This is a genomic window from Streptomyces sp. NPDC007157 (assembly GCF_040634235.1).
In the GTDB taxonomy this organism is placed as follows: domain Bacteria; phylum Actinomycetota; class Actinomycetes; order Streptomycetales; family Streptomycetaceae; genus Streptomyces.
Map to the genome: position 1 here is coordinate 507,152 of NZ_JBEYFE010000002.1, position 26,948 is coordinate 534,099.

The window sequence follows — 26,948 nt, forward strand, 5'->3', positions numbered from 1 at the left end:
AGAGAAAGGGACTTCCTGTGTCCGAGTACGTCATCCGCTCCGGTGACCGGGACGCGTTCATCGCCGGTCTTCGGGAGCTGGCGGACTTCCTGACCGCCAACCCCGCTGTCCTCGTCCCGCGCAACGCGGCCTTCGGCGTCTTCGTCGACGCGTCCGACCCCGCAGCGCGCAGGGAGGGCGCGGAGCATGTCGCCGCGTTCCTCGGCGTGCCCGTCGAGGACATCGGCGAGGGCTACTACGACGCACGCCGTGACTTCGGACCGATCGCCTACAGCGTCATTGCGATCCCGCCCAAGGACCGGCAGTGATCGCCCGTACGACGGGCTCCCGACGGGGCGCGAAGTCGCCAAACCCGACCCCGTCAGGAACCCACTCCATCCGCCACGTGAGCAGTGAAAGGAGCACTCCCACTTTGTCCACTGCGCATCATTCGCGCAAATCTCCGCTGCCCGACTGCGACCTGAAGGGAGACGATCCCGAGGTCTCGACCTGCGAGGGATCCGAACGTGTGGTCCTCGTCGGGTTCGACGATACCGAGCAGCACCTGTGCCCGGCGCACGCTGCCGCGGTCTGGCTCACGGATCCGACGTTCCGGTTCAGCGCCAAGACTCGGCCTGAGGCAATCTCGGCCGTGATGCAGCATGCGTTCGGTGGGCGCGGTGGTCGACGATGACCACGACCCTCGTACCGGGCAGCGCTGCCGCTTTGGTCGCCAGGGCATCGGAACCCGACTTCGGCGCCTGGCGCCGGAACATCGTCAGCCTCGGCGGTTGCACCAACCCGATTCACCTGGTCGGCACGGCGACCGTCTTCGACACGACCACGGGCGCGGCTCTGCTCTCGTTCGGTTCGGACGTCTACGGCGGTCGCCTGCTCACCGCATGCGGCAACCGACGGGCGACGGTCTGCCCGGCCTGCTCGGCGCTGTACCGGGCGGACACGTACCAACTCGTGCGGGCCGGACTCGTCGGCGGCAAGAACGTCAACGAGGCGGTGATCGGGTACCCGCGCGTGTTCGCCACGCTCACCGCTCCCGGCTTCGGCCCGGTCCACACTCGGCGGGAACGCGATGGGCTCGTACGGGCCTGTCGTCCCCGCCGGCCGGGGGAGTGCTGCCCACACGGGCGGCCGCTCGGATGCGGTGCGCGCCATGCGGCCGACGAGTCCCGACTCGGCGAACCGCTCTGCCCGCGCTGCTACGACTACGCGGGTGCCGTTCTCTGGCACGCGTTCGCCGGTCGGCTCTGGCACCGGTTCGGGCTGGAGCTGCGGCGGGAGGTCGCTCGGCGGGCTGGTTTGTCGCGTACGGAGTTCGGGGAAGTCGCCCGACTGTCGTACGCGAAGGTTGCCGAGTATCAGCGGCGGGGCCTGGTCCACTTCCATGGGGTGATCCGCCTCGACGGACCGGAGGGACCCGAGTCACCTCCGCCCGACTGGGCGACTACGGCACTGCTGGCGGAGGCCGTTCCGGTGGTGGCTGGTCGGGTGCGGCTTCCGGCCCCGGGCGCGGACGTCGTTGGTCCGCGGGAGCTGCGTTTCGGCGGTCAGGTCGACGTACGGCCTGTCACCTCGTACCGCCGGGACGCGGGGGAGCGGCCCGCCTCTGCGGGGGCCGTCGCGGGCTACATCGCCAAGTACGCGACGAAGGGAGCGGAGTCCGCCGGCGCGGTGGACGGCCGGATCTACGACGCGCAGGACATGGTCATGCTGCCCGTCCGGGCCCATGTGCTGCGCATGATCGGCACGTGTTGGTGGCTGGGCGGCCTGCCGGAGTTCGAGCCGCTCGGGCTTCGTCGCTGGGCGCACATGCTCGGGTACGGCGGCCACTTCTCCAGCAAGTCGCGGCGCTACTCGACGACGTTGACTGCTCTTCGACAGGCCCGTGCCGACCACCGTGCGGAGCAGCAGCGGGCATCCCTCGGTCTGGCTGACGTCCCGACCGCGACGGTCGGCCAGTGGCGTTATGCGGGGCGCGGCTACTCGCCGGCGGGGGAGCTCCTGGCCGCTTCGGTGCGGGAGGGCGGTGGTCGTCGTGGCACGTGACAGCCGTGCGAAGACGGCGGAACTGCTCACCGTTCGGCAGGTGCTCGACGAACTGGGCGGCATCTCCCGACGCACCTTCTACCGCTGGCGGGAACTGCGCATCGCTCCTGCCTGCATCCGGTTGCCCAACGGGGAGCTCCGGGTTCGGCGGGACGCGCTGAACGACTGGTTGGAGGAGCGGGCGGAGGGGGCGGCGTCGTGAAGTCGTACAAGGTCTCCGTCTGGAAGATCTCCGTCAACAAGACCACCAAGAAACCGACTTACCTCGTGCGCTGGGTCGTCGACGGCCAGCCGTTCAGCGAGTCGTACAAGACCAAGACGTTGGCCGACCGCTTCCGCGCGAAGCTGGTGGGCGCGCTCGACAAGGGCGAGCCGTTCGACACGGTCACCGGTCTGCCCGATTCGCTGCGTGGTGGCAAAGCTGCTCTGTCGTTCCTCGACCTGGCGGTGAAGTACGTGGACAGTCGTTGGGCAGAGGCGTCTGCCAAGCAGCGGGACAGTGTGACGGATGCACTGGCGACGGTCGTTCCCGTCCTCGTGAAGCCGGGGCGGGGGCGGCCTGCTCCTGAGGTGTTGCGGCGGGCGCTGCGCTCGTACGTGCTGCCCGTACCTCGTAGGGAGCGGGAGCGGCCGGAGGAGATCGCCGCCGCGGTGCGGTGGATCGAGAAGGCGTCGTTACCGGTGGGAGAGCTGCAAGAGATCGCTCGGGTCCATGAGCTGATCGACGTGCTGGGCCGGAGGCTGGACGGCAAGCCTGCGGCGACCCAGACGTACCGGAGGCGGCGTGCGGTGGTCTTCAACGTGCTTGAGTACGCCGTCGAGCTCGAACACCTGCCGTCCAACCCGCTGAGCCGCGTCCGGCGCAAGCGGGGGAAACGGGCCGTGCAGGAAGTTGACCGCCGCGTGGTGGTCAACCCTCGCCAGGCTCGGGAGCTGTTGACCGCGCTCACGTACGTGGGCGGCTACGACCGGGCGAGCGGTCGACGGCTGCGGGCGTTCTTCGGCTGCCTGTACTACGCGGCCATGCGGCCGGGGGAGGCTCTGGGGCTTCGCCGCTCCGACTGCAAGCTCCCCGCGACCGGATGGGGGCGTATCGAGCTGGCGGAGACTCGTCCGACGGCCGGAAAGGCGTGGACGGACTCCGGGGAGGCGCACGATCGGCGTGGACTCAAGCAACGGGCTCACGGTGAGGTGCGCATCGTTCCGATCCCGCCTCCGCTGGTGCGCCTGCTTCGGGATCACCTCAGGGAGTTCGGTACGGCGGAGGACGGCCGGCTGTTCTCCAGCGAGCGGGGGAACGTGATCGCCGCCTCGTCGTACTCCCGCGCCTGGAAGCAGGCTCGGGAACTGGCGCTCGTCCCCGACCAGGTCTCTTCGGTTCTGGCCTTCCGGCCGTACGACCTCCGCCACGCGGGTGTGTCCCAGTGGCTCAACTCCGGAGTGCCGGCGCCGGAGGTCGCCGCTCGCGCGGGCCATTCGGTGGACGTCCTTCTGAAGATCTATGCGAAGTGCATCGACGGTCAGGAGCAGGAGATGAACGAGCGGATCATGAGAGGACTCGGAGAGGGCTAAGCAGGAACACCGAGAGACGATCAGCACGAACGACTCTCATAGCCTCGAGCCTTCACGGCTCGGGGCTAACGTCGTGGGCCAGGTGCCCTGCCGATATGAACAGCTTGGGTGGCGAACGGGTGTCGGCAACGGTTGAACCGTGGAGGCGCCTCAGCGGCCGACTACGCGGTATCACCTGGCAGGTCAGGGTAGTTGGACGCGAATGCGCCCTACTGTTTCGAAATGACCTGGATGCCGCTACTTGCCACACTTACGGGCGCCGTGATCGCCATGGGATCAACGCTGCTGGTGGAGCATCGAAAGACACAGAGAGAGACGGCGAAGGAGTGGCGTAAAACGCGACAAGAGCTGTACGCGAGGTTCCTTGCGGCTCATGCCCAGGCTGGAAGTGATCTGCGGAACATCGCCGCCGTACCTGACCTTGATGCGAGCGAGCGGTATCGGCAGACACGGGCGGCGTACACGCACTGCTACGCGTCCCGCCACGAGTTGGAGCTTCTCGCCCCGCGTACCGTCGTGGTGCTGGCTGAGGAGTGCAGTCGGGCGGTCCGAATGATGCGCGATGCCGTAAGCGCTGGGGCGCGTCTTGACAGTGATCAGTTCGAGGAGCTGACGCGCAGGTACCTGGACCTGCGCTTGGAGACCCGGAACGCCATGCGTTCAGACATCTGGACAGGCAGTGACTGACGGCATCAATCTCTCGGAGGTCGGAATGGACGCGATGTTCCAGGAGCCGTTCTGGGGGTCCGCTTAGAGATGGCGGCGTGACACCCGGGAAGCCTGCGAGCTGCTGCTGAGCTGCGAAGACGCCAGCAAGATCAACACGCTATTACAACGTGATCACTGGCAAACGGCTGCTTTCGGCAGCATCGGCCTGCACATGCAACAAGACCCCGCACTCAGCAAACGCGCTGATGGCGGGGTCTTTAGGCACTTCAAGCGAAGTGCCCCCGGCAGGATTCGAACCTGCGCACACGGCTCCGGAGGCCGTTGCTCTATCCCCTGAGCTACGGGGGCGTCTGGCGTTGAGCTGTTGCTCGCGGCGACGGGTAGAACACTACCAGCTCGGTCGGGGTGATCAGGAACGGGTTTCCCGGGGTCGCTCCCCGTGCGGGGCGGAAGTCGGGAAAACCCGGACGCGGTGGCCGGTCCGGACCTACTCTCGAGTTGTGCCAGGGGTGTCGGGCCGGGTGCTTGTTGTGGACGACAACAAGGTCATCCGGCAGCTGATCAGGGTCAATCTCGAACTGGAGGGTCTCGAGGTCGTGACCGCGGCCGATGGTGCCGAGTGTCTGGATGTCGTTCATCAGGTGCGGCCCGATGTGATCACCCTCGACGTCGTCATGCCCCGGCTCGACGGTCTGCGGACCGCCGCTCTGCTCCGTGCCGACCCCCGCACCCACGACCTTCCCCTCGCCATCGTCAGCGCCTGTACCCAGTACGAGGTGGAGACCGGTCTCGACGTCGGCGTCGACGCCTTCCTCGCCAAGCCCTTCGAGCCGTCCGAACTCGTGCGGCTCGTCAGGGAGTTGATGGAGCGGCGGCGACGGCCGGAGGAGTCGGAGGAGCGGGAGCGCGGGGGAGACGGCGGCGAGGCCGGCGAGGTCGAGTTCTCCGGGGAGAGGGCCGGGGGCAACCCCGTCTGCCCGTAGCGGCCGCGGCCGTCCAGTCGGTGACCGACGTGCGGTCAGTGGCCCGACGTGCGGTCGGTGACCGACGTGCGGTCAGTGACCGATCCTGCGGCCCACATCAATCCCGTGTGGCCGTGGATCTGTCTGTCTATCTGCCTTCCTTCCTGCCTACCTACCTCCGGTTTCATTCGGGCCGTAAGTCCGTGGGCGCATAAGTCCGTAGCCCCTCTGCCGCGTCGCGCGCTCCGGCCTGCCGTCCACATGCCGGACCCTCTCAAACCGGGTCGCCTGCCCCGCCCCCTCCTCCCCTAGGCTTGTCCCGTGACCCCCGTCGAGCTCTCCCGTACCGTGCTGCGCGCGGTGCGTCGTGCTGTTGACGAGGGGGAGCTGAGCGTGAGCGTGCCGGAGCGGGCCGTGGTCACGCCTCCGGGGCCCGGTGGGTGTGGGGACTACGCCACCAACATCGCGCTGCAGCTCGCCCGCCCGGCCGGGCAGCCCCCGATGCGGGTCGCCGAGATCCTGGTGCCCCATCTCGCGGACGCGGCCGGCGTCGAGGACGTCGTCGTCACCGGGCCCGGGTTTCTCAACATCAGCCTCAGCCCCACCGTGTCCCCCACGGCGACCCTGGTCGCCGAGATTCGCGCCCTCGGCCTCGGCTACGGCCACGGCGACGCCCTCGCCGGGCAGGTGGTCGCGCTGCGGGTGCCGTACGACGTCCGGGCCGAGGTCGTCGCCGACGCCGTCGTACGGATCGTCGCGACCCAGGGTGGGCGCGGTGAGGTCGGTCACGGCGAGCCCGTCAGCCTCCGGCCGGTGCCGGCGCCCGAGGACCCGGCCCCGCTCGGGCCCGACGCCGCCCAGTGGGCCCTGCTGTATCCCGCTGCCCACGACCGGCCCCGGATCACCGCCGACCACCTGGTGCAGCGCGAGAGCAACCCGCTCTTCCGGGTGCGGTACGCCCACGCCAGGGTGCGAGCCGTCGTCCGCGGTGCCGGACGGCTCGGCTTCGACGCCGAACCCGGTGACGTCCCCGGCACCCTGGGTGTCTCCGGCGCTTCGGGTGTCCCTGGCACCGCACGTGTTCCCGGCACTCCGGGTGTCCCTGGCACCGCACGTGTTCCCGGCGCTCCGGGTGTCACCGGCACCGCACGTGTTCCCGGCGCTCCGGGTGTCACCGGCACCGCACGTGTTCCCGGCACTCCGGGTGTCACCGGCACTCCGGGTGTCCGCACCCCACGTATTCCCGGCGCCTCAGGTGCCCCCGGCACCCCCGGCACCCCCGGCGCCCTGGTCACCGCCCTCGCCGACTACCCCCGCATCCTCACCGCCGCGGCCACCCACCGCGCCCCCGACCGGCTCGCCCGGCATCTCGTCACCGTCGCCGATGCCGCCCTGCCGTTCCTGCCGACCGTGCTGCCCCGCGGCGACGAGAAACCCTCGGCCGCCCACCGTGCCCGGCTCGCCCTCGCCGAAGCCACCGGGACGGTGCTGGCCGGCGGCCTGTCCCTGCTCGGCATCGACGCACCCGATCACCTCTGAAGAGAGCGCCAGAAGAGCAATGAGCCGTTCCGCACACCCCGCCGGGCCCCGGCACGCCGATGTCCTGCCCGAGGGCCACTACGCCGCTCCGCCCGCCGACCTGAACTCCCTCGACTCCAAGGTGTGGGCCCAGACCGTCACGCGCGACGCCGACGGGGTCGTCACCGTCGGCGGTGTCGACGTGAAGACCCTCGCCGAGGAGTTCGGCACGCCCGCCTACGTCCTCGACGAGGACGACTTCCGGGCCCGGGCGCGCGCCTGGCGCACCGCCTTCGGGCCGGACGCCGACGTGTTCTACGCCGGCAAGGCCTTCCTGTCGCGGGCCGTCGTGCGCTGGCTGCACGAGGAGGGGCTCAATCTCGACGTGTGCTCCGGCGGCGAGCTGACCACCGCCCTCTCCGCCGGGATGCCCGCCGACCGGATCGCCTTCCACGGCAACAACAAGTCGACGGAGGAGATCGAGCGGGCGGTCGAGGCCGGCGTCGGGCGGATCGTGCTCGACTCCTTCCAGGAGATCGTGCGGGTCGCGCACATCGCCCAGTCCCGCGGCAAGCGGCAGCGCGTGCAGATCCGTATCACCGTCGGCGTCGAGGCACACACGCACGAGTTCATCGCCACCGCGCACGAGGACCAGAAGTTCGGGATCCCGCTCGCCGGGGGGCAGGCCGCGGAGGCCGTGCGGCGGGCGCTCCAGCTGGACGGACTGGAGCTCATCGGGATCCACTCGCACATCGGATCGCAGATCTTCGACATGTCCGGCTTCGAGGTCGCCGCGCACCGGGTGGTCGGGCTGCTCAAGGACGTCCGGGACGAGCACGGGGTCGAGCTGCCCGAGATCGACCTCGGCGGCGGTCTCGGGATCGCCTACACCAGCGACGACGACCCCCGCGAGCCGCACGAGATCGCCAAGGCGCTCACCGAGATCGTCACCCGGGAGTGCGAGGCCGCCCGGCTGCGGACGCCGCGTATCTCCGTCGAGCCGGGGCGGGCCATCGTCGGGCCGACCGCCTTCACGCTCTACGAGGTCGGCACCATCAAGCCCCTCAACGGGCTGCGCACCTATGTCTCCGTCGACGGCGGCATGTCCGACAACATCCGGACCGCGTTGTACGACGCCGAGTACAGCGTCGCTCTCGTGTCGCGGACGAGCGATGCCGAGCCGATGCTCGCCCGAGTCGTCGGCAAGCACTGCGAGAGCGGGGACATCGTCGTCAAGGACGCGTTCCTGCCGGGCGACCTGGCACCCGGTGACCTGATCGCCGTACCGGCCACCGGTGCCTACTGCCGGTCCATGGCGAGCAACTACAACCATGTGCTCCGGCCGCCCGTCGTCGCGGTGCGCGACGGCGAGTCCCGGGTCATCGTCCGCCGCGAGACGGAGGAGGACCTCCTGCGCCTCGACGTCGGATGATGTCCGACCGGGGGCCGTCGACGTCCGTCGTCCGTCGTCGCGGGACGCCGGACCGCGCCGGATCGCCTCGGTATTCCGAAGCCGGATCGCCTCGGCATTCCGAAGCCGGAGCGCCTCGGCATTCCGAGAGGGATTCCGACGGCATTTCGACGGCACTTTCCACGGCATCCGAGGGCATTCGACGGCATCGCACGGCATTCTCGGACGGTGTCCGACGGTGTCCGACCACCCGGATGGCGCAGACGGAAGATCTCCTGTCGGCCACCGCCACAAAATGAAATAGATGTCTCACGATCCGGACGAAGGGTAGAAACTCCCGTCCGGTGAGTGAGACTGGTCCAACCGTAGACGGTATGAGGAAACGAGGTCGGATGATGCGTACGCGTCCGCTGAAGGTGGCGCTGCTGGGCTGTGGGGTTGTCGGCTCAGAGGTGGCGCGCATCATGACGACGCACGCCGACGACCTCGCGCAGCGCATCGGTGCCCCGATCGAGCTGGCCGGCGTCGCCGTACGACGGCCCTCCAAGGTGCGCGAGGGCATCGACCCGAGCCTGGTCACCACGGACGCGACCGCCCTGGTCAAGCGGGGGGACATCGACGTCGTCGTCGAGGTCATCGGGGGCATCGAGCCCGCCCGTACCCTCATCACCACCGCCTTCGAGCACGGCGCCTCCGTGGTCTCCGCCAACAAGGCGCTGCTCGCCCAGGACGGCGCCGCCCTGCACGCGGTCGCCGAGCAGAACGGCAAGGACCTCTACTACGAGGCCGCCGTCGCCGGTGCCATCCCGCTGATCCGGCCGCTGCGCGAGTCCCTCGCCGGCGACAAGGTCAACCGGGTGCTGGGGATCGTCAACGGGACCACCAACTTCATCCTCGACAAGATGGACTCGACGGGCGCCGGTTATCAGGAGGCCCTCGACGAGGCCACCGCGCTCGGGTACGCGGAAGCCGACCCCACCGCCGACGTCGAGGGCTTCGACGCCGCCGCCAAGGCCGCCATCCTCGCCGGGATCGCCTTCCACTCGCGGGTGCGCCTCGACGACGTCTACCGCGAGGGCATGACCGAGGTCACCGCCTCCGACTTCGCCTCCGCCAAGAACATGGGCTGCACCATCAAGCTGCTGGCCATCTGCGAGCGCGCCGGGGACGGCGGCTCGGTGACGGCCCGCGTGCACCCCGCGATGATTCCGCTGACCCATCCGCTCGCCTCCGTGCGCGGCGCCTACAACGCCGTCTTCGTGGAGTCGGACGCGGCCGGCCAGCTGATGTTCTACGGTCCCGGCGCCGGCGGCGCCCCGACCGCCTCCGCGGTCCTCGGCGACCTGGTCGCCGTCTGCCGCAACCGGCTCAGCGGGGCAACGGGGCCCGGCGAGTCGGCGTACGCCGCCCTGCCCGTGTCGCCGATGGGCGATGTCGTCACGCGCTACCACATCAGCCTCGACGTCGCCGACAAACCGGGTGTTCTCGCCCAGGTCGCCACCGTGTTCGCCGAGCACGGGGTTTCCATCGATACGGTTCGGCAGACGGGCAAGGACGGCGAGGCCTCCCTCGTCGTCGTCACCCATCGGGCCTCCGACGCCTCCCTGTCCGGGACCGTCGAGGCGCTGCGCAAGCTCGACACCGTGCGGGGTGTCGCCAGCATCATGCGGGTTGAAGGAGAGTAACCAGCAATGACCCACCAGTGGCGCGGAATCATCGAGGAGTACCGGGACCGGCTGCCCGTCTCCGACACCACGCCGGTCGTGACGCTCCGCGAGGGCGGCACGCCCCTCGTGCCCGCGCAGGTGCTCTCCGAGCGCACGGGGTGCGAGGTCCACCTGAAGGTGGAGGGCGCGAACCCGACCGGGTCCTTCAAGGACCGCGGTATGACCATGGCCATCAGCAAGGCCAAGGAGGAGGGCGCGCAGGCGGTCATCTGCGCCTCCACCGGCAACACCTCCGCCTCCGCCGCGGCCTACGCCGTGCGCGCCGGCATGGTCTGCGCCGTGCTCGTGCCGCGCGGCAAGATCGCGCTCGGCAAGATGGGCCAGGCCCTCGTGCACGGCGCGAAGATCCTCCAGGTCGACGGCAACTTCGACGACTGCCTCACCCTCGCCCGCAACCTGAGCGAGAACTACCCGGTGGCGTTGGTCAATTCGGTGAACCCGGTGCGCATCGAGGGGCAGAAGACGGCCGCCTTCGAGATCGTGGACATGCTCGGCGACGCGCCCGACATCCACGTCCTGCCGGTCGGCAACGCGGGCAACATCACCGCGTACTGGAAGGGTTACAAGGAGTACGCCGCGGACGGGATCGCGGCCGGGACGCCCCGGATGTGGGGATTCCAGGCCTCCGGCTCCGCGCCCATCGTGCGCGGTGAGATCGTCAAGGACCCCTCGACCATCGCCACCGCGATCCGGATCGGCAACCCCGCCTCCTGGCAGTTCGCGCTCGCCGCCCGGGACGAGTCCGAGGGCTTCATCGACGAGGTGACGGACCGTGAAATCCTGCGCGCCTACCGGCTGTTGGCCGCGCAGGAGGGTGTCTTCGTGGAGCCCGCCTCCGCCGCCTCCGTCGCCGGTCTGCTCAAGGCCGCCGAGCAGGGCAAGGTCGACCCGGGACAGCGCATCGTCTGCACCGTCACCGGCAACGGCCTGAAGGACCCCGACTGGGCCGTGGCCGGCGCTCCCCAGCCGGTCACCGTGCCCGTCGACGCGGCCGCCGCGGCCGAGCGGCTCGGGCTCGCCTAGAGAACCGCTGGAGCGTTGCCCGAGAACCGCACGAGCGCTTCTCGGGCAATGCTCGGCCAACCCCGGCCGGGCAACCGGTGAACCGACCGCGGGGTCCTGAACAGGGGACTCCCTAAGGAGGGGGCACAAGGGGCTTACGACACGCATCGTGCGCCTCCTGTGCGCCCTATGTCGCCACAGAACCTTCCTTCGATAGGCTGTACCGAACCCGCCCGCTGCATATGCCTCCGCATATGGCGCGGTGCCGTGCCGCCTCCGCGGCCCGAGGTTCCCTCAGGTACCTATCGAGTGTCATTCGACCATCACGCAGCTCAAGGAGAGTCATCGAGCGATGGCCGGTCCAGCGTTCCGCGCCGCCGCCGTCCGGGTGCGCACCCCCGCCACCAGCGCCAACCTCGGTCCGGGCTTCGATGCCCTGGGCCTCGCACTGGGGCTCTACGACGATGTCGTCGTACGGGTGGCCGACTCCGGGCTGCACATCGACATCGCGGGTGAGGGCAGCGAGACGCTGCCGCGTGACGAGAGCCACCTTCTCGTACGCTCCCTGCGCACCGCCTTCGACCTGCTGGGCGGACAGCCCCGCGGCCTGGAGATCGTGTGCGCCAACCGCATCCCGCACGGTCGCGGTCTGGGCTCCTCCTCCGCCGCCATCTGCGCCGGCATCGTCGCCGCGCGCGCCGTGACCATAGGCGGCGAGGCCAGGCTCGACGACGCCGCGCTCCTCGAACTGGCCACCGAGATCGAGGGCCACCCCGACAACGTCGCGGCCTGTCTGCTGGGCGGCTTCACGCTCTCCTGGATGGAGTCCGGCGCCGCCCGGGCGATCAGGATGGAGCCCGCCGATTCCATCGTTCCGGTGGTTTTCGTGCCCGGGAAGCCGGTCCTGACGGAGACCGCGCGCGGACTGCTCCCGCGCACCGTGCCGCACGTCGACGCCGCCGCCAACGCGGGCCGTGCCGCCCTGCTCGTCGAGGCCCTCACCAGGCGCCCCGAGCTGCTGCTGCCCGCCACCGAGGACCGTCTGCACCAGGAGTACCGCGCCCCGGCCATGCCGGAGAGCGCGGCGCTGGTGGAGCGGCTGCGCGCCGACGGGATCCCGGCCGTGATCTCCGGCGCCGGACCCACCGTCATGGCGCTGGCCGACGTCGCGAGCGCCGAAAAGATCGAAGCCCTGGCGGGCTCGGAGTGGGCCGCCAACCGGCTGAACCTCGACGTCCAGGGAGCGAGCGTGCTGCCGCTCGCGCCCTCCAGTGACATTTAACTGCGCACGGTTGCCGGATTTGGAGAGGGGGAATGTTTGTTGGATCCGGTAGTGTTAACCTCAAGTCTGCACCCGACCCCACCATGGCGAGGTGCTTCACGTCCCCGTCCGGGACAGACATTCTTCCGGGAGTCTCCCAAGCCACTCAGCGTTTCGTATGCCGTACCTGGGCAGTACGTCGTACGCGGGCACTGAGAGGGCCGCTGGGCACGCTCCGGAATTGGTGCTACCACGCCACGTGACACCGGGTGCCACGGCTGGGGAAGCGCCGTCACCAGAAATTCTCTCCGCCGCTTTGGCGGACCACCGCCCCGGCACGGTCCACACAGCAAGGACCGCAGCCGGACAGCACAACCGGTCGCCGAGCCAGACAGGCCGACGTCCGCTCCAGGGAAGGACCCTTCGTGAGCGACACCACCGATCTGATGGGCGCACGTGTCGAGGAGACCGCTGCCGCGCCCGCCACGGACGCCTCCGCGCCTGCCACCGGTGCCGGCTCCCGGCGGCGCCGTGGTACCGGCCTTGAGGGCATGGTGCTGGCCGAGCTTCAGCAGGTCGCATCCGGCCTCGGTATCAGGGGCACGGCGCGGATGCGCAAGAGCCAGCTGATCGAGGTCATCAAGGAGGCGCAGGCCGGTGGGGGCTCCGCCCCCAAGGCCGCCGAGAGCGCCACCGAGACCAAGCCGAAGCGCCGGGCCACCTCCAAGGCCCGTACGGGCGACGAGGTCGCCGAGAAGAAGGCGGAGCAGGCCGCCGAGGCCCCCGCCGAGCAGGCCGTGGCCCAGCAGCAGATCGAGATCCCCGGCCAGCCCGCCGGCGGCACCCGCACGGGCGACGCCGAGCGTGGCGGGGACGACGCGCCGGCCGAGCGCCGCCGTCGCCGGGCCACCGCCGAGGCCGGCAGCCCCACCGCGAGCGGCGCCGAGACCGTCGTCGCCGAGGCGAAGAGCGAGTCGAAGGCCGAGACGCCCGCGACGCAGCCGCAGGGCGACGCCGACGGCGAGGGCCGCGGCCGCCGTGACCGCCGTGACCGCGGCCGGGACCGTGACCGGCGCGGCAAGGGCGACGAGCAGCAGGGCGGCGGCCAGGGCGGCCGTCAGGACCGTCAGGACCGGGACCGTCAGGACCGGGGCCAGGACCGTCAGCAGCCGCAGCAGCAGGGCGGCGGCCGTCAGGACCGCAACGCCGGCCCGCAGGACGACGACGACTTCGGCGACGGCCGCCGTGGCCGTCGCGGCCGCTACCGGGACCGTCGGGGCCGTCGGGGCCGCGACGAGATCGGTGGTGCCGAGCCGCAGCTGGCCGACGACGACGTCCTGATCCCCGTCGCGGGCATCCTGGACATCCTCGACAACTACGCGTTCATCCGGACCTCCGGTTACCTGCCGGGCCCCAACGACGTGTACGTCTCGCTCGCCCAGGTCCGCAAGAACGGCCTGCGCAAGGGTGACCACGTCACCGGCGCGGTGCGTCAGCCCAAGGACGGCGAGCGCCGCGAGAAGTTCAACGCGCTGGTCCGTCTGGACTCCACCAACGGCATGGCACCCGATTCCGGGCGCGGGCGACCGGAGTTCAACAAGCTGACCCCGCTCTACCCGCAGGACCGGCTCCGCCTGGAGACCGACCCGGGCGTGCTGACCACCCGCATCATCGACCTCGTGTCGCCGATCGGTAAGGGCCAGCGCGGTCTGATCGTGGCCCCGCCGAAGACCGGTAAGACCATGATCATGCAGGCGATCGCCAACGCGATCACGCACAACAACCCCGAGTGCCACCTGATGGTCGTCCTGGTCGACGAGCGTCCGGAAGAGGTCACCGACATGCAGCGGTCGGTCAAGGGCGAGGTCATCTCCTCGACCTTCGACCGTCCGGCCGAGGACCACACCACGGTCGCCGAGCTGGCCATCGAGCGCGCCAAGCGCCTCGTCGAGCTGGGCCACGACGTGGTCGTGCTGCTCGACTCGATCACGCGTCTGGGCCGTGCGTACAACCTGGCCGCGCCGGCCTCCGGCCGCATCCTGTCCGGTGGTGTCGACTCGACCGCCCTGTACCCGCCGAAGCGCTTCTTCGGTGCGGCCCGCAACATCGAGGACGGCGGATCCCTCACGATCCTCGCCACCGCCCTGGTGGACACCGGGTCCCGCATGGACGAGGTGATCTTCGAGGAGTTCAAGGGCACCGGCAACGCGGAGCTCAAGCTCGACCGGAAGCTCGCCGACAAGCGCATCTTCCCGGCGGTGGACGTGGACGCGTCCGGCACCCGTAAGGAAGAGATCCTGCTCGCTCCGGACGAGCTTGCCATCGTCTGGAAGCTGCGCCGAGTGCTGCACGCGCTCGACCAGCAGCAGGCGGTCGAGCTGCTGCTCGACAAGATGAAGCAGACGAAGTCGAACGCCGAGTTCCTGATGCAGATTCAGAAGACGACGCCGACGCCGGGCAACGGCGACTGACGACTGCTCTAACCGGAAGCCGTTCCCCCACCTGGGGGGACGGCTTCTGGCGTTCTCCCGGTCGGTGTAGGATCTCGCCCTTCGGTCAGTTGACCGAATCTCGAAATCCTGATCCCGAGGGGGGACTTAGGTGGGTACACCCACGTCCGGGAGCGGTCGCCACAGACGTCGGATACGGTTCGCGCTGCCCGTCGCCGCGGCCGCTGTCGCCGCGGCCACCGCGGCCGCACTGATCTCGACCTCCGCCAACGCGGCCACCCAGCCGACGCCCACGGTCAAGCCGTCCGTCAGCACGACGTCGCAGGCCGTCCTGAACAAGCGGATCGCCCGTGCGATCACCGCCGACAGCGGGACGCAGACCGCGAAGAAGTCGGCCGCTGCGAGTGGTTCGGCCGTCTCGCCGAAGATCATCGGTGGCGGCACGACCACCATCTCCTCGGCGCCGTGGATGGCCCAGCTCTGGTACTACGACGACAAGGGCACCACCAGCACCAGCGACGACGTCGGCTTCTTCTGCGGTGGTTCGGTCATCTCGCCCACGAAGATCCTCACTGCCGCGCACTGCGTCAAGGGCTACAAGTGGAGCACCACCGACTCCGCGGTCGTCACCGGCACCGCCTCGCTGCCCACGAGCAACGCCGACGGCACCGCCAACCTGCACGGCGGCACCGTCACCGGCGTCCTGCGCCAGTGGAACCACGCGTCGTACACCGTGTCGACCCACGGCGTCCCCAACAACGACGTCGCCGTGCTCACCCTGGCCGCCCCGGTCAAGGCCACGCCGATCAGGCTGACGACCAACACGGACACGGCCTCCTACAAGGCGAACACCAGCGCCAAGGTCTACGGCTGGGGCCGCACCAGCTCCACCTCGGACGACATCTCCGAGACGCTGAAGACCGCCACGCTGCCCGTCCAGTCCGACACCGCCTGCACGAGCGCCTACGGCAGCGACTTCGTCAAGGGCCACATGGTCTGCGCCGGCAAGCCCGCCACCGGCTCCGACACCGGCACCACCTCCGCCTGCAACGGCGACTCCGGCGGCCCGCTGGTCGTCGGCGGCCGGATCGTCGGCGTGGTCTCCTGGGGCGTCGACGACTGCGTCGCCAAGGGCGCCTACAGCGTCTTCACGAAGGCCAGCACCTACGTCGGTGCCGCCTACGCGCAGATCGCCGACACCAACCTGAGCTACACCGACGGCAAGGCGGACCTGTTCGCCCGCAAGTCGTCGTCGAAGGTCGGCTACGAGCTGGACTCCAAGGGCACCTCGCTGGCCGCGCGTCAGTCCTGGGGCGACTGGAGCGGCGTCAACTTCATCCTGCAGGCCGACCTCAACCGGGACGGCTTCCAGGACCTGGTCTACCGGGTGGCCTCCACCGGTGACGTCTACTGGGACCACTTCGCGCTGAACAGCGCCCAGACCAGCGGCTCCTGGGTCACGAAGAAGATCTTCACCAACTGGAAGACCCGCAAGGCCACGGTCATCCCCGGTGACCTCACCGGCGACTACCTGCCCGACGTGCTCTCCGAGGACTCCGGCGGTGTCCTGTGGCTGTACCCGGGCAAGGGCAACGGCACCTTCGGCACCCGCGTCCGGATCGGCGGCGGCTGGAGCCAGTACAACCAGCTGCGCGGCGTCGGTGACTTCAACGGCGACGGCAAGGCCGACCTGCTGGCCCGCAAGAGCAGCGGCGGCGACCTCTACCTGTACAAGGGCACCGGCAAGTCCGGCACCGGCCTCTTCTCGGCCCGCGTGAAGGTCCGTTCCGGCTGGACCGGCTTCAACACCCTCGCCGCGGTCGGCGACCTGACCGGCGACGGCAAGGCCGACCTGGTGGCTCGTACGACCGGCGGCACGCTGTACCTGTACCCGGGTACCGGCAAGGCGACCAGTGAGATCTTCGGCACAAGGAAGTCTCTCGGTACCGGTTTCCAGCAGTACGACATCTTCGGCTGAAACAGCTGGTGAGCGGGGTTCGCCCCACTTGCCCGACTACACGGTGTGCCCATCGCCCTACGCGGTGGGCACACTGCGTTGTGCAACCCTTTCCCGAGTTTCGCCGTCTGACCAGGCGGAGCGACGATGGTCCGGTACGTGCCGTTGATCCGGGTACGCCGCGCCTGACCCTGAAAGCAGGGGGTAACCGAGTAGTCGTACGAGAGCAGAGGAGCCCATGTCCGCCGAGAGCACGCCGGAGCCCGGCATACCCGAAGCCGGCCCGCAGGTCCCTGGCCGCAACAGCAGGGGCCGCCGCCGCAGGCCTCCGGCGCGAAGCCGCAAGGCGCTGCTCGTCACGGCCTGGACCGCGGCCGGCATCCTCGTTCTCGGCGGCACCGGCCTCGGGTACCTGTACTTCAAGCTCAACGGCAACATCAAGAGCGTCGACATCAACCAGGCGCTGGGCACCGACCGGCCCACCAAGGTCGACAACGGCTCCGAGAACATCCTGGTGCTCGGCTCGGACACCCGCTCCGGCGTCAACAAGAAGCTGGGCGGCGGCACCGACGACGGCAGCGCCCGGTCCGACACGGCGATGATCGTCCACGTGTACAAGGGCCACCGGCGGGCCAGTGTGGTCTCCATCCCCCGGGACACCCTGATCGACCGTCCCGCCTGCAAGGACGCGCAGGGCGTCAGCCACTCCGCCGCGACCGGCGTGATGTTCAACTCCGCGTACTCGACGGGCGGCGCGACCTGTGCGGTCAAGACGGTCGAGTCCATCACCGGTGTCCGCATGGACCACTACCTGGAGGTTGACTTCTCCGGCTTCCAGAAGCTCATCGACGAGCTGGGCGGGGTCGAGGTCACCACGACCAAGAGCATCGACGACCCGCAGAGCCACCTCGACCTCAAGGCCGGCGAGCACACGCTCGACGGCGAGCAGGCACTCGGCCTGGTCCGCACCCGGCACGGCGTCGGCGACGGCTCCGACCTGGGCCGCATCCAGCTCCAGCAGGCGTTCGTCAAGGCCCTGATCAACCAGGTCAAGCAGGTGGGCGTCTTCACCAGCCCCAAGAAGCTGTACGACCTGGCGGACACCGCGACGAAGACGGTCACCGCCGACTCCGACCTGGGCTCGGTGAACTCCCTGATCGACTTCGCGAACGGTCTGAAGTCCATCGGCTCCAAGAACATGCGCATGGTCACGATGCCGGTCGAGTACGACCCGGCGAACCCGAACCGGGTGATCGTGGCCGAGGCCAAGGCCAAGCAGGTCTGGACGGCCCTGAAGAACGACAGGCCGATCCCGGCGAGCGCCACGAAGGGCACGGCGACGGGAGAGGCCAAGGGGGTCGTGACGTCGTCGTGAGGGTGCGGGCCCGTCGTGGCCGGTCGCGCAGTTCCCCGCGCCCCTAAAAGACAGGTGGGACCAGCTGACCTGCTTTTCAGGGGCGCGGGGAACTGCGCGAACAGCCCACGACGACCCGCACTCGCGCACGACGAATCCGCGGCACCCCCTTCGGCGCGACCATCACCCGCACCCTTGGGAATACTGGGCCGCTCCCCCCGGTTTTGGGCTATGCGCCCAGCCCTGGCAGACTGGTACGTCGGCCCCGGTTCACGCCCCGCATCCCGCGGCAGCGACCCGGTGCCCTCCCGAAATCTAGGAGACACCTTGAAGCGCGAGATCCACCCCGAGTACGTCGAGACGCAGGTCAGCTGCACCTGTGGCGCGTCGTTCACCACCCGCAGCACCATCCAGTCCGGCACCATCCGGGCTGAGGTCTGCTCCGAGTGCCACCCGTTCTACACGGGCAAGCAGAAGATCCTCGACACCGGTGGCCGTGTGGCCCGCTTCGAGGCCCGCTTCGGCAAGGCTGCCGCCGGCTCCAAGAAGTAGCGAGCCCCATTTCGCCGGTCCACGGCCGTGTCCCTACGGGGGCACGCCCGGGACCGGCGTTTTTGGTCGCCCGCCTTCCCTTCCGTACGCAGTATCAGGAGCCCAAAAATGTTCGAGGCCGTCGAGGAACTCGTCGTCGAGCACGCCGACCTGGAGAAGAAGCTCGCCGACCCGTCGGTCCACGCCGACCAGGCCAACGCGCGCAAGCTGAACAAGCGCTACGCCGAACTCACCCCGATCGTCGGCACCTACCGCTCCTGGAAGCAGACCGGCGACGACATCGAGACCGCGCGTGAACTGGCCGCCGACGACCCCGACTTCGCCGCCGAGGTCAAGGAGCTGGACAAGCAGCGCGACGAGCTGACCGAGAAGCTGCGGCTGCTCCTGGTGCCCAGGGACCCGTCCGACGACAAGGACGTGATCCTGGAGATCAAGGCGGGGGCCGGCGGCGACGAGTCCGCGCTGTTCGCCGGTGACCTGCTGCGGATGTACCTGCGGTACGCCGAGCGCGTCGGCTGGAAGACGGAGATCATCGACTCCACCGAGTCCGAGCTGGGCGGCTACAAGGACGTCCAGGTCGCGGTGAAGACCAAGGGCGGCAACGGCGCGACCGAGCCCGGGCAGGGCGTCTGGGCGCGGCTGAAGTACGAGGGCGGCGTGCACCGCGTGCAGCGCGTGCCGGCGACCGAGTCGCAGGGCCGTATCCACACGTCGGCGGCGGGTGTGCTGGTGACCCCCGAGGCCGAGGAGGTCGAGGTCGAGATCAATCCGAACGACCTCCGGATCGACGTCTACCGGTCCTCGGGACCCGGCGGGCAGTCCGTGAACACCACCGACTCCGCCGTGCGCATCACGCACCTGCCGACCGGAGTCGTCGCCTCCTGCCAGAACGAGAAGAGCCAACTGCAGAACAAGGAGCAGGCCTTGCGTATCCTGCGCTCCAGACTGCTCGCCGCGGCGCAGGAGGAGGCGGAGAAGGAAGCCGCCGACGCCCGCCGCAGCCAGGTCCGCACCGTCGACCGCTCCGAGAAGATCCGCACGTACAACTTCCCGGAGAATCGCATCTCGGACCACCGCGTCGGATTCAAGGCGTACAACTTGGACCAGGTCCTCGACGGCGACCTCGACGCGGTGATCCAGGCCTGCGTCGACGCGGACTCGGCCGCCAAGCTCGCGGCCGCGTAAGCCATGCACGACTGAGTACGACACGGAGGACCAGCGTGAACCTGCTGCTCGCCGAGGTGGCCCAGGCCACCCAGCGGCTGGCCGACGCCGGCGTGCCCTCGCCGCGCAACGACGCGGAGGAGCTCGCCGCGTTCGTGCACGGCGTGAAGCGGGGCGCGCTGCACTCCGTCAAGAACTCCGACTTCGACGCCCGCTACTGGGAGGTCATCGCCCGGCGGGAGCAGCGCGAGCCGCTCCAGCACATCACCGGGCGGGCCTACTTCCGCTACCTCGAACTCCAGGTGGGGCCGGGCGTCTTCGTACCGCGCCCGGAGACCGAGTCCGTGGTCGGCTGGGCCATAGACGCCGTGCGCGCCATGGACGTGGTCGAGCCGTGCATCGTCGACCTGTGCACCGGCTCCGGCGCCATCGCGCTCGCCCTCGCCCAGGAGGTCCCGCGTTCGCGCGTGCACGCCGTGGAGCTGTCCGAGGAGGCGCTCCAGTGGACCCGCAAGAACATGGCGGGTTCCAGGGTGGACCTGCGCCAGGGAGACGCCCTGGACGCCTTCCACGACCTCGACGGCCATGTCGACCTGGTGATCTCCAACCCGCCGTACATCCCGCTCACCGAGTGGGAGTACGTCGCCCCCGAGGCCCGCGACTACGACCCGGAGCTGGCCCTGTTCTCCGGCGAGGACGGTCTCGACCTCATCCGGGGCATCGAACGCACCGCGCACCGGCTGCTGCGCCCCGGCGGTGTCGTCGTCATCGAGCACGCCGACACCCAGGGCGGCCAGGTGCCGTGGATCTTCACCGAGGAGCGGGGCTGGGCCGACGCGGCCGACCATCCGGACCTCAACAACCGCCCCCGCTTCGCGACCGCCCGCAAGGCGCTGCCGTGAGCACCCCCCAGACCCAGTCCCGGAAGTCCCGGACGCTCCGGAAGTCCCGGAAGTACGTGTACTTCGTGTACGAGGAGGCCCGCTAGACATGGCACGGCGATACGACACCAACGACGCGACCGACCGCGTGACGGGTCTGCGCGAGGCCGCGTCCGCCGTCCGCCGGGGCGAACTGGTGGTGCTGCCCACGGACACGGTGTACGGCATCGGCGCCGACGCGTTCACCGCGGAGGCGGTCTCCGACCTGCTCGACGCCAAGGGCCGGGGCCGCAACATGCCCACTCCGGTGCTGATCGGGTCCCCGAACACGCTGCACGGGCTCGTCACCGACTTCTCCGAGCTGGCCTGGGAGCTGGTCGACGCGTTCTGGCCGGGCGCCCTCACCCTGGTCGCCAGGCACCAGCCGTCCCTGCAGTGGGACCTCGGTGACACCCGGGGCACGGTCGCCGTGCGCATGCCCCTGCACCCGGTCGCCATCGAGCTGCTCACCGAGGTCGGCCCGATGGCCGTCTCCTCCGCCAACCTCACCGGCCACCCGTCCCCGGAGACCTGTGACGCCGCGCAGGAGATGCTCGGCGACTCCGTTTCCGTGTACCTCGACGGCGGTCCGACCCCGGGCAACGTGCCCTCGTCGATCGTCGACGTCAGCCGTGAGGTGCCACTGCTGCTGCGCGCGGGCGCGATCTCGGCCGAGGAGCTGCGCAAGGTCGTACCCGACCTCGAGGTGGCGAATTGACAGCCCCTGACGCGGGGCGTGGCATAGGCAACGGGGAGCGCGCATCGGAGATCACGACCACGTTCGTGGGGCTTCCGCGCGACAGCTTCCGCATCCTCCACGTCAGCACCGGCAACGTGTGCCGCTCGCCGATCACCGAGCGGCTGACCCGCCATCTCGTCACGGACCGGCTCGGCACCTTTCTGGGCGGCGGCCTGATCGTGGAGAGCGCGGGCACCTGGGGCCATGAGGGCGCGCCCATGGAGGCCAACGCGGAGGCGGTCCTGGCCGACTTCGGCGCGGACGCGACCGGTTTCGTGGGGCGGGAGCTGCTTGACGAGCACGTCATCCGCGCCGACCTGGTGCTGACCGCCACCCGCGACCACCGCGCCCAGGTCATCTCCATGGGCCACTCGGCGGGCCTGCGCACCTTCACGCTGAAGGAGTTCACCCGCCTGGTCCGCGCGATCGACCCGGCGACGCTGCCCCCGCTGCACGAGGGCGTGGTCGTCCGCGCCCGCGCGCTGGTCCGTGCCGCGGCCGCGCTGCGCGGGTGGCTGCTGGCCCCCACGGCGGAGGCGGACGAGGTCTACGACCCGTACGGCGCCCCGCTGCCGTTCTTCCGTTCCATCGGCGACGAGATACACGAGGCGCTGGACCCGGTGGTCACGGCGCTGACGGGCGTCCCGGCGCGGATGTAGCCCGAGGCGCCGTACACACCGCGCACCCCACCTGCCCCGGGCCTACATTGGACGTACGTCACCGTCGACCGCCCGGAGCCCGTCATGTCGGTCAGCCCTACCCTCGTCGAGGCCGATCCGCTGCGCCGGCAGGACCCGGAGCTGGCGGAGATCCTGCTGGGGGAGCTGGCCCGGCAGTCGACGTCGTTGCAGCTGATCGCCGCCGAGAACTTCTCCTCCCCGGCCGTGCTGGCCGCCCTCGGCTCGCCGCTCGCCAACAAGTACGCCGAGGGGTATCCGGGCGCCCGGCACCATGGCGGCTGCGAGATCGTGGACGTCGCCGAACGGCTCGCCGTCGACCGCGCCAAGGCCCTGTTCGGCGCCGCGCACGCCAACGTGCAGTCCCACTCCGGGTCGTCCGCCGTACTGGCCGCCTACGCCGCCCTGCTGCGCCCCGGTGACACCGTTCTCGCCCTCGGCCTGCCCTACGGCGGTCACCTCACGCACGGCTCGCCGGCCAACTTCTCCGGCCGCTGGTTCGACTTCGTCGGGTACGGGGTCGACCCGGAGAGCGGGCTCATCGACCACGACCAGGTGCGGGCGCTGGCCCGCGGCCACCGGCCCAAGGCGATCGTGTGCGGGTCCATCGCCTATCCCCGGCACATCGACTACGCCTTCTTCCGCGAGGTCGCCGACGAGGTGGGCGCGTATCTGATCGCGGACGCCGCCCATCCCATCGGGTTGGTGGCCGGCGGGGCGGCGCCGAACCCGGTGCCGTACGCCGACGTGGTGTGCGCGACCACACACAAGGTGCTGCGCGGGCCGCGCGGCGGGATGCTCCTGTGCGGTTCGCCCGACCTGGCCGAGCGCCTCGACCGGGCCGTGTTCCCTTTCACACAGGGCGGCGCGCAGATGCACACCATCGCCGCCAAGGCGGTCGCGTTCGGGGAGGCGGCAACACCGGCGTTCTCCGTGTACGCCCATCAGGTGGTCGCCAATGCGAGGGTGCTCGCGGCCGGGCTCGCCGACCAGGGGCTGGTGGTCACCACGGGCGGCACGGACACCCACCTGATCACCGCCGACCCCGCCCCGCTGGGAGTCGACGGGCGTACCGCCCGGGGCCGGCTCGTCGCCGCCGGGATCGTGCTGGACAGCTGTGCCCTGCCGCACGGGGACGCACGCGGCCTGCGGCTGGGCACCGCCGCCGTGACCACCCAGGGCATGGGGACGGGGGAGATGACCCGGATCGCGGCCCTGCTGGCGGAGGTGCTGCGCGGTGCGACGGACGTGGGGAGGGTGCGTGACGAGGTGCGGGAGCTCACCGGTAGATTTCCGCCGTACCCCGGTGGAGACGGGGTAGGCGCAGCGTCGTAGAGCCGTTGTACGCCCGCCTTACAGGCACACGTGCAACCATCGTCGCTACCCGGAAGTCCCCATACATATGCGACCGTCGCTAGGGTGTGGGGCTGTGATGGCCAGCGAGACCTGTGGGGAAGCCTGTGCGTGAATACCTGCTGACGCTCTGCATCACGGCCGCGGTGACGTATCTGCTGACAGGGCCGGTGCGGAAGTTCGCGATCGTGGCCGGGGCCATGCCGGAGATCCGGGCCCGTGACGTGCACCGGGAGCCCACTCCGCGGCTCGGCGGGATCGCGATGTTCTTCGGACTGTGCGCGGGTCTGCTGGTCGCCGACCACCTGACCAACCTCAACGAGGTCTTCGAGAAGTCGAACGAGCCGCGGGCGCTGCTCTCCGGCGCCGCGCTGATCTGGCTGATCGGTGTGCTCGACGACAAGTTCGAGATCGACGCCCTGATCAAGCTGGGCGGTCAGATGATCGCCGCGGGCGTCATGGTCATGCAGGGTCTGACCATCCTGTGGCTGCCCATCCCGGGTGTCGGCACGGTCGCCCTGACCCCGTGGCAGGGCACCCTGCTGACGGTGGCCCTGGTGGTCATCACCATCAACGCGGTCAACTTCGTCGACGGCCTGGACGGCCTGGCCTCCGGCATGGTGTGCATCGCGGCCGCGGCGTTCTTCATGTACGCGTACCGGATCTGGTACTCGTACGGCATCGAGGCCGCCGCCCCGGCCACGCTGTTCTCGGCGATCCTGATGGGCATGTGCCTGGGCTTCCTGCCGCACAACATCCATCCGGCGCGGATCTTCATGGGCGACTCCGGCTCGATGCTGATCGGCCTGGTGCTGGCCGCCGGTGCGATCTCCATCACGGGCCAGCTCGACCCGGACGTCATGAACCTGTTCGCGGGGTCCGAGCGCAACGCCGTGCACCAGATGGTGCCGGTCTACATCCCGCTGCTGCTGCCGCTGACCATCATCGCGGTGCCGGCCGCCGACCTGGTGCTGGCGATCGTGCGGCGCACCTGGCGCGGGCAGTCGCCGTTCGCGGCCGACCGCGGGCATCTGCACCACCGGCTGCTGGAGATCGGCCACTCGCACAGCCGGGCGGTGCTGATCATGTACTTCTGGTCGGCGCTGATCGGTTTCGGGGCGCTGGCGTACTCGGTGAACTCCGCGTCCATGTGGATCGTGCTCGGGGTGGTCTTCCTCAGCGCGATCGGCCTGGGGCTGCTTCTGCTGCCGCGGTTCACCCCGCGCGTGCCGGTGTGGGGCCAGCGGTTCGTACCGCCGCGCTACCGGCGCCGTGGGTCCGGCCCGGAGGCCGCCGACCCGACGGCCGCGACTGCGCAGACGGCCACCCCCGTCGTGCTGGAGAAGGCCGAGGAACCGTGCGACGGGGAACTCTCTCCGGTGCCCGCCGGCCTGGCCCGGGTCAACGGCGCGACCGCCGTCGGCCCCCGTTCACGCATGCTGGACCGGCGCACGTCCGAAACCTCGCGCTGACCCCGCGTTGACCCCGTGCCGACCCTTGCAAGGTAAGAATCTGACTAGAGCATTGCCAAGTCGTGGGGGAGCAAAGACCCCTAATACCAGACACAACGGCCGGGTTTTCGCTCAGACGGGCATGTTCACTCTCATGTGTGACGGCAAGCACACCTACCAGGTAAAGACCTCATCAAATAGTTTGTGATACGGTTCACGAGAACCCGGGACAGAGTCGACGGACCCGACTGCGTCGGTCCGTCAGCGTGAGGTCTTCGACCCTCCGACCGGGACTACGCTCGTCCATGACGACACCTGCCCCCTGTGAAAGCGGAGTTGCCGCCATGCCGTCCAATGACGCTCGGATCCTGGCCCAGGCCGCCGTACCCACGGCCGCCGTCGGCGTGCTCGCTGCCGTCGTCAGCGGAGTGGTCGCGGGCGGCAAGGGGGCGATCGGGGCCGTCGTCGCGACGGTGCTCGTGACCCTCTTCATGGGGGTCGGTCTCTACGTTCTGCAGCGCACGGCCAAATCCATGCCGCAGCTCTTCCAGATGATGGGCCTGATGCTCTACGCGGCCCAGCTTCTGCTGATGGTCGTCTTCATGGCCGCGTTCAAGAACACGACGCTGTTCAACCCCCGGGCCTTCGCCCTCGTGCTCGTGGTCGCCACGCTCACGTGGATCGCCGCCCAGACCCGCGCCCACATGAAGGCCAAGATCCTCTACGTCGAGCCCGACAAGTCCGGGCAGCCGTCGTGAGAGGTAGGCCCGGGATAAAGGCGCGCGAGAGATGCTGCTATCGTCCGGTGCCAACTGCGGCATCGCGGGCGCGGGCATCTGAGCTGACGCCTGCTCAATCGCGAGGCGAGATGCCCCCCAGCCGCCCCCACATCCGTAACACCAGTCCCGTGCCGAACCGCGGCCATGCGCCGCGCCGACACAACGAGGTTGCCGTACCTATGCGCCACGCTGAAGGAGCCCGCGGTGAGTGCTGACCCGACGCAGACGCTCGCTTTCGACACGAGCTGCCACCTGTTCGGAAACGACGGGTGCGGTTTCGACACGGTCGCTCCGGGCCTGCACTCGTTCCTGTTCAAGCCGCTATGGGGCGGCGCGGACAGCAACGTGTACTTCAACAAGACGATGCTGCTGGCGCTGCTCGGGTCGATCATCGTCGTCGGCTTCTTCTGGGCCGCCTTCGCCAGGCCGAAGGTCGTCCCGGGCAAGCTCCAGATGGTGGCCGAGGCCGGATACGACTTCGTCCGCCGCGGTGTCGTCTACGAGACCATCGGCAAGAAGGAAGGCGAGAAGTACGTCCCGCTCGTCGTCTCGCTCTTCTTCTTCATCTGGATGATGAACATCTGGTCGATCATCCCGATCGCCCAGTTCCCGGTGACCGCGATCATCTCGTACCCCGCGGCCCTGGCCGCGATCGTCTACATCCTGTGGGTCTCGCTGACCTTCAAGCGGCACGGCTTCGTCGGAGCCTTCAAGAACTTCACCGGCTACGACAAGTCGCTCGGCGCGGTCCTTCCGCTCTCGATGACGATCGAACTCTTCTCGAACCTGCTCGTGCGGCCCTTCACCCACGCCGTCCGGCTCTTCGCGAACATGTTCGCCGGCCACACCTTGCTGCTGCTCTTCACGGTTGCCAGCTGGTACATGCTCAACGGCGTCGGCATCGCCTACTCCGGTGTCTCGTTCGTGATGGTCCTCGTGATGACCGCCTTCGAGCTCTTCATCCAGGCTGTCCAGGCATACGTCTTCGTACTGCTGACCTGCAGCTTCATCCAGGGCGCGCTCGCCGAGTCCCACTGAGCGCCAACCCGACCACCCACCCCAGGCATCCGGTGGCCAACCCCCACCGGTCATTGAAAGAGAAGGAAGAACCGGCATGTCCGTTCTGCACGAGACCCTGGCCGCTGTCCAGATCAAGGGCAACCTCGGCTCCATCGGTTACGGCCTCGCCGCGATCGGCCCGGGCGTCGGCGTCGGCATCATCTTCGGTAACGGCACCCAGGCCCTCGCCCGCCAGCCCGAGGCGGCCGGCCTGATCCGCGCCAACCAGATCCTCGGCTTCGCCTTCTGTGAGGCGCTCGCCCTGATCGGTCTGGTCATGCCGTTCGTCTACCCGGCCTCCTGACCCGACCGCAGCGCACGTTTAGAC

The 26,948-nt window shown here is 69.5% G+C and carries 25 protein-coding genes and 1 tRNA gene; 25 read left to right on the top strand and 1 reads right to left on the bottom strand.

Translation table 11 applies throughout. From position 1 onward, the window contains the following. Positions 1–17 precede the first annotated feature (17 nt). From ABZ642_RS05275 to ABZ642_RS05300, 6 genes are all read left to right on the top strand, one after another. Complete coding sequence (locus ABZ642_RS05275; RefSeq protein WP_360477324.1) at positions 18–308, top strand: hypothetical protein; 291 nt, start codon at positions 18–20, stop codon at positions 306–308. A gap of 104 nt (positions 309–412) precedes the next feature. Next, positions 413–673 carry a hypothetical protein gene (locus ABZ642_RS05280; protein ID WP_360477327.1) on the top strand — a complete coding sequence of 87 codons (261 nt, stop codon included), beginning with the start codon at positions 413–415 and terminating at the stop codon, positions 671–673. Next, a complete protein-coding gene (locus ABZ642_RS05285; protein WP_360477330.1) occupies positions 670–2,043 on the top strand; it encodes a replication initiator in 1,374 nt (457 codons plus the stop codon). The genes ABZ642_RS05280 and ABZ642_RS05285 overlap by 4 nt, the downstream gene beginning before the upstream one ends. Beyond that, the gene (locus ABZ642_RS05290; protein WP_360477333.1) at positions 2,033–2,245 is read left to right on the top strand and encodes a helix-turn-helix domain-containing protein; all 213 of its coding nucleotides are present in this window, start codon (positions 2,033–2,035) and stop codon (positions 2,243–2,245) included. Before ABZ642_RS05285 ends, ABZ642_RS05290 begins: the two co-directional genes overlap by 11 nt. Beyond that, positions 2,242–3,615: a site-specific integrase gene (locus tag ABZ642_RS05295; RefSeq protein WP_360477336.1), complete on the top strand. Its 1,374-nt coding sequence runs from the start codon at positions 2,242–2,244 to the stop codon at positions 3,613–3,615. Before ABZ642_RS05290 ends, ABZ642_RS05295 begins: the two co-directional genes overlap by 4 nt. 222 nt (positions 3,616–3,837) lie before the next feature. Then, positions 3,838–4,302, top strand: a complete 465-nt coding sequence (locus ABZ642_RS05300; RefSeq protein WP_360477339.1) for a hypothetical protein — start codon at positions 3,838–3,840, stop codon at positions 4,300–4,302. A 258-nt stretch (positions 4,303–4,560) separates the two neighbouring features. On the opposite strand, the gene ABZ642_RS05305 is transcribed toward ABZ642_RS05300, so the two are convergent. Beyond that, positions 4,561–4,632, bottom strand: a tRNA-Arg gene (locus ABZ642_RS05305). Between the two features lie 152 nt (positions 4,633–4,784). Here ABZ642_RS05305 and ABZ642_RS05310 point away from each other — a divergent pair. The 19 genes from ABZ642_RS05310 to ABZ642_RS05400 all read left to right on the top strand — a co-directional run bounded on the left by ABZ642_RS05310 (position 4,785) and on the right by ABZ642_RS05400 (position 26,924). Further along, a complete protein-coding gene (locus ABZ642_RS05310; RefSeq protein ID WP_360477342.1) occupies positions 4,785–5,267 on the top strand; it encodes a response regulator in 483 nt (160 codons plus the stop codon). Between the two features lie 300 nt (positions 5,268–5,567). Continuing rightward, complete coding sequence (gene nrtL, locus ABZ642_RS05315) at positions 5,568–6,785, top strand: ArgS-related anticodon-binding protein NrtL (RefSeq protein WP_360477345.1); 1,218 nt, start codon at positions 5,568–5,570, stop codon at positions 6,783–6,785. Between the two features lie 19 nt (positions 6,786–6,804). Then, on the top strand, positions 6,805–8,196 hold the full coding sequence (lysA, locus tag ABZ642_RS05320) for a diaminopimelate decarboxylase (RefSeq protein WP_360477348.1): 1,392 nt from the start codon (positions 6,805–6,807) through the stop codon (positions 8,194–8,196). 371 nt (positions 8,197–8,567) lie between these two features. Continuing rightward, positions 8,568–9,860 carry a homoserine dehydrogenase gene (locus ABZ642_RS05325; RefSeq protein WP_360477352.1) on the top strand — a complete coding sequence of 431 codons (1,293 nt, stop codon included), beginning with the start codon at positions 8,568–8,570 and terminating at the stop codon, positions 9,858–9,860. 6 nt (positions 9,861–9,866) lie between these two features. Further along, a complete protein-coding gene (gene thrC, locus ABZ642_RS05330) occupies positions 9,867–10,925 on the top strand; it encodes a threonine synthase (protein WP_360477355.1) in 1,059 nt (352 codons plus the stop codon). Between the two features lie 331 nt (positions 10,926–11,256). Beyond that, a complete protein-coding gene (gene thrB, locus ABZ642_RS05335) occupies positions 11,257–12,186 on the top strand; it encodes a homoserine kinase (RefSeq protein WP_360477358.1) in 930 nt (309 codons plus the stop codon). Positions 12,187–12,590: 404 nt separating this feature from the next. Next, a complete protein-coding gene (gene rho / locus ABZ642_RS05340) occupies positions 12,591–14,636 on the top strand; it encodes a transcription termination factor Rho (protein WP_360477361.1) in 2,046 nt (681 codons plus the stop codon). A 130-nt stretch (positions 14,637–14,766) separates the two neighbouring features. Then, positions 14,767–16,593 carry a trypsin-like serine protease gene (locus ABZ642_RS05345; protein WP_360477364.1) on the top strand — a complete coding sequence of 609 codons (1,827 nt, stop codon included), beginning with the start codon at positions 14,767–14,769 and terminating at the stop codon, positions 16,591–16,593. Between the two features lie 217 nt (positions 16,594–16,810). Further along, positions 16,811–17,947 (top strand): LCP family protein, encoded by a 1,137-nt coding sequence (locus ABZ642_RS05350; protein WP_360477367.1) that lies wholly within the window; start codon positions 16,811–16,813, stop codon positions 17,945–17,947. A gap of 306 nt (positions 17,948–18,253) precedes the next feature. Further along, complete coding sequence (rpmE, locus tag ABZ642_RS05355) at positions 18,254–18,478, top strand: 50S ribosomal protein L31 (RefSeq protein ID WP_190206740.1); 225 nt, start codon at positions 18,254–18,256, stop codon at positions 18,476–18,478. Between the two features lie 108 nt (positions 18,479–18,586). Then, positions 18,587–19,663 (top strand): peptide chain release factor 1, encoded by a 1,077-nt coding sequence (prfA, locus tag ABZ642_RS05360; RefSeq protein WP_360477370.1) that lies wholly within the window; start codon positions 18,587–18,589, stop codon positions 19,661–19,663. A gap of 35 nt (positions 19,664–19,698) precedes the next feature. Further along, positions 19,699–20,544, top strand: a complete 846-nt coding sequence (prmC, locus tag ABZ642_RS05365; RefSeq protein ID WP_360477373.1) for a peptide chain release factor N(5)-glutamine methyltransferase — start codon at positions 19,699–19,701, stop codon at positions 20,542–20,544. Positions 20,545–20,632: 88 nt separating this feature from the next. After that, positions 20,633–21,280, top strand: a complete 648-nt coding sequence (locus ABZ642_RS05370; protein WP_360477376.1) for an L-threonylcarbamoyladenylate synthase — start codon at positions 20,633–20,635, stop codon at positions 21,278–21,280. After that, on the top strand, positions 21,277–21,960 hold the full coding sequence (locus ABZ642_RS05375; protein ID WP_360477379.1) for a protein-tyrosine-phosphatase: 684 nt from the start codon (positions 21,277–21,279) through the stop codon (positions 21,958–21,960). Before ABZ642_RS05370 ends, ABZ642_RS05375 begins: the two co-directional genes overlap by 4 nt. Positions 21,961–22,044: 84 nt before the next feature. Then, the gene (glyA, locus tag ABZ642_RS05380) at positions 22,045–23,313 is read left to right on the top strand and encodes a serine hydroxymethyltransferase (RefSeq protein WP_360477382.1); all 1,269 of its coding nucleotides are present in this window, start codon (positions 22,045–22,047) and stop codon (positions 23,311–23,313) included. 125 nt (positions 23,314–23,438) lie between these two features. Then, the gene (locus ABZ642_RS05385; protein ID WP_360477385.1) at positions 23,439–24,803 is read left to right on the top strand and encodes an MraY family glycosyltransferase; all 1,365 of its coding nucleotides are present in this window, start codon (positions 23,439–23,441) and stop codon (positions 24,801–24,803) included. A 323-nt stretch (positions 24,804–25,126) separates the two neighbouring features. After that, the gene (locus ABZ642_RS05390; protein ID WP_360477388.1) at positions 25,127–25,540 is read left to right on the top strand and encodes a hypothetical protein; all 414 of its coding nucleotides are present in this window, start codon (positions 25,127–25,129) and stop codon (positions 25,538–25,540) included. A gap of 225 nt (positions 25,541–25,765) precedes the next feature. After that, complete coding sequence (gene atpB, locus ABZ642_RS05395) at positions 25,766–26,599, top strand: F0F1 ATP synthase subunit A (RefSeq protein ID WP_360477391.1); 834 nt, start codon at positions 25,766–25,768, stop codon at positions 26,597–26,599. 76 nt (positions 26,600–26,675) lie between these two features. Further along, positions 26,676–26,924: a F0F1 ATP synthase subunit C gene (locus ABZ642_RS05400; protein WP_067003022.1), complete on the top strand. Its 249-nt coding sequence runs from the start codon at positions 26,676–26,678 to the stop codon at positions 26,922–26,924. The last annotated feature ends 24 nt before the right edge of the window (positions 26,925–26,948 follow it).

What these genes read in the sequence shown, in the direction of transcription:
- ABZ642_RS05285 (WP_360477330.1), top strand. Translation starts at nt 670, where the DNA reads ATGACCACGACCCTCGTACCGGGCAGCGCTGCCGCTTTGGTCGCCAGG.
- ABZ642_RS05300 (WP_360477339.1), top strand. Translation starts at nt 3,838, where the DNA reads ATGACCTGGATGCCGCTACTTGCCACACTTACGGGCGCCGTGATCGCC.
- lysA (WP_360477348.1), top strand. Translation starts at nt 6,805, where the DNA reads ATGAGCCGTTCCGCACACCCCGCCGGGCCCCGGCACGCCGATGTCCTG.
- ABZ642_RS05325 (WP_360477352.1), top strand. Translation starts at nt 8,568, where the DNA reads ATGATGCGTACGCGTCCGCTGAAGGTGGCGCTGCTGGGCTGTGGGGTT.
- thrC (WP_360477355.1), top strand. Translation starts at nt 9,867, where the DNA reads ATGACCCACCAGTGGCGCGGAATCATCGAGGAGTACCGGGACCGGCTG.
- thrB (WP_360477358.1), top strand. Translation starts at nt 11,257, where the DNA reads ATGGCCGGTCCAGCGTTCCGCGCCGCCGCCGTCCGGGTGCGCACCCCC.
- ABZ642_RS05350 (WP_360477367.1), top strand. Translation starts at nt 16,811, where the DNA reads ATGTCCGCCGAGAGCACGCCGGAGCCCGGCATACCCGAAGCCGGCCCG.
- prfA (WP_360477370.1), top strand. Translation starts at nt 18,587, where the DNA reads ATGTTCGAGGCCGTCGAGGAACTCGTCGTCGAGCACGCCGACCTGGAG.
- ABZ642_RS05370 (WP_360477376.1), top strand. Translation starts at nt 20,633, where the DNA reads ATGGCACGGCGATACGACACCAACGACGCGACCGACCGCGTGACGGGT.
- glyA (WP_360477382.1), top strand. Translation starts at nt 22,045, where the DNA reads ATGTCGGTCAGCCCTACCCTCGTCGAGGCCGATCCGCTGCGCCGGCAG.
- ABZ642_RS05390 (WP_360477388.1), top strand. Translation starts at nt 25,127, where the DNA reads ATGCCGTCCAATGACGCTCGGATCCTGGCCCAGGCCGCCGTACCCACG.
- ABZ642_RS05400 (WP_067003022.1), top strand. Translation starts at nt 26,676, where the DNA reads ATGTCCGTTCTGCACGAGACCCTGGCCGCTGTCCAGATCAAGGGCAAC.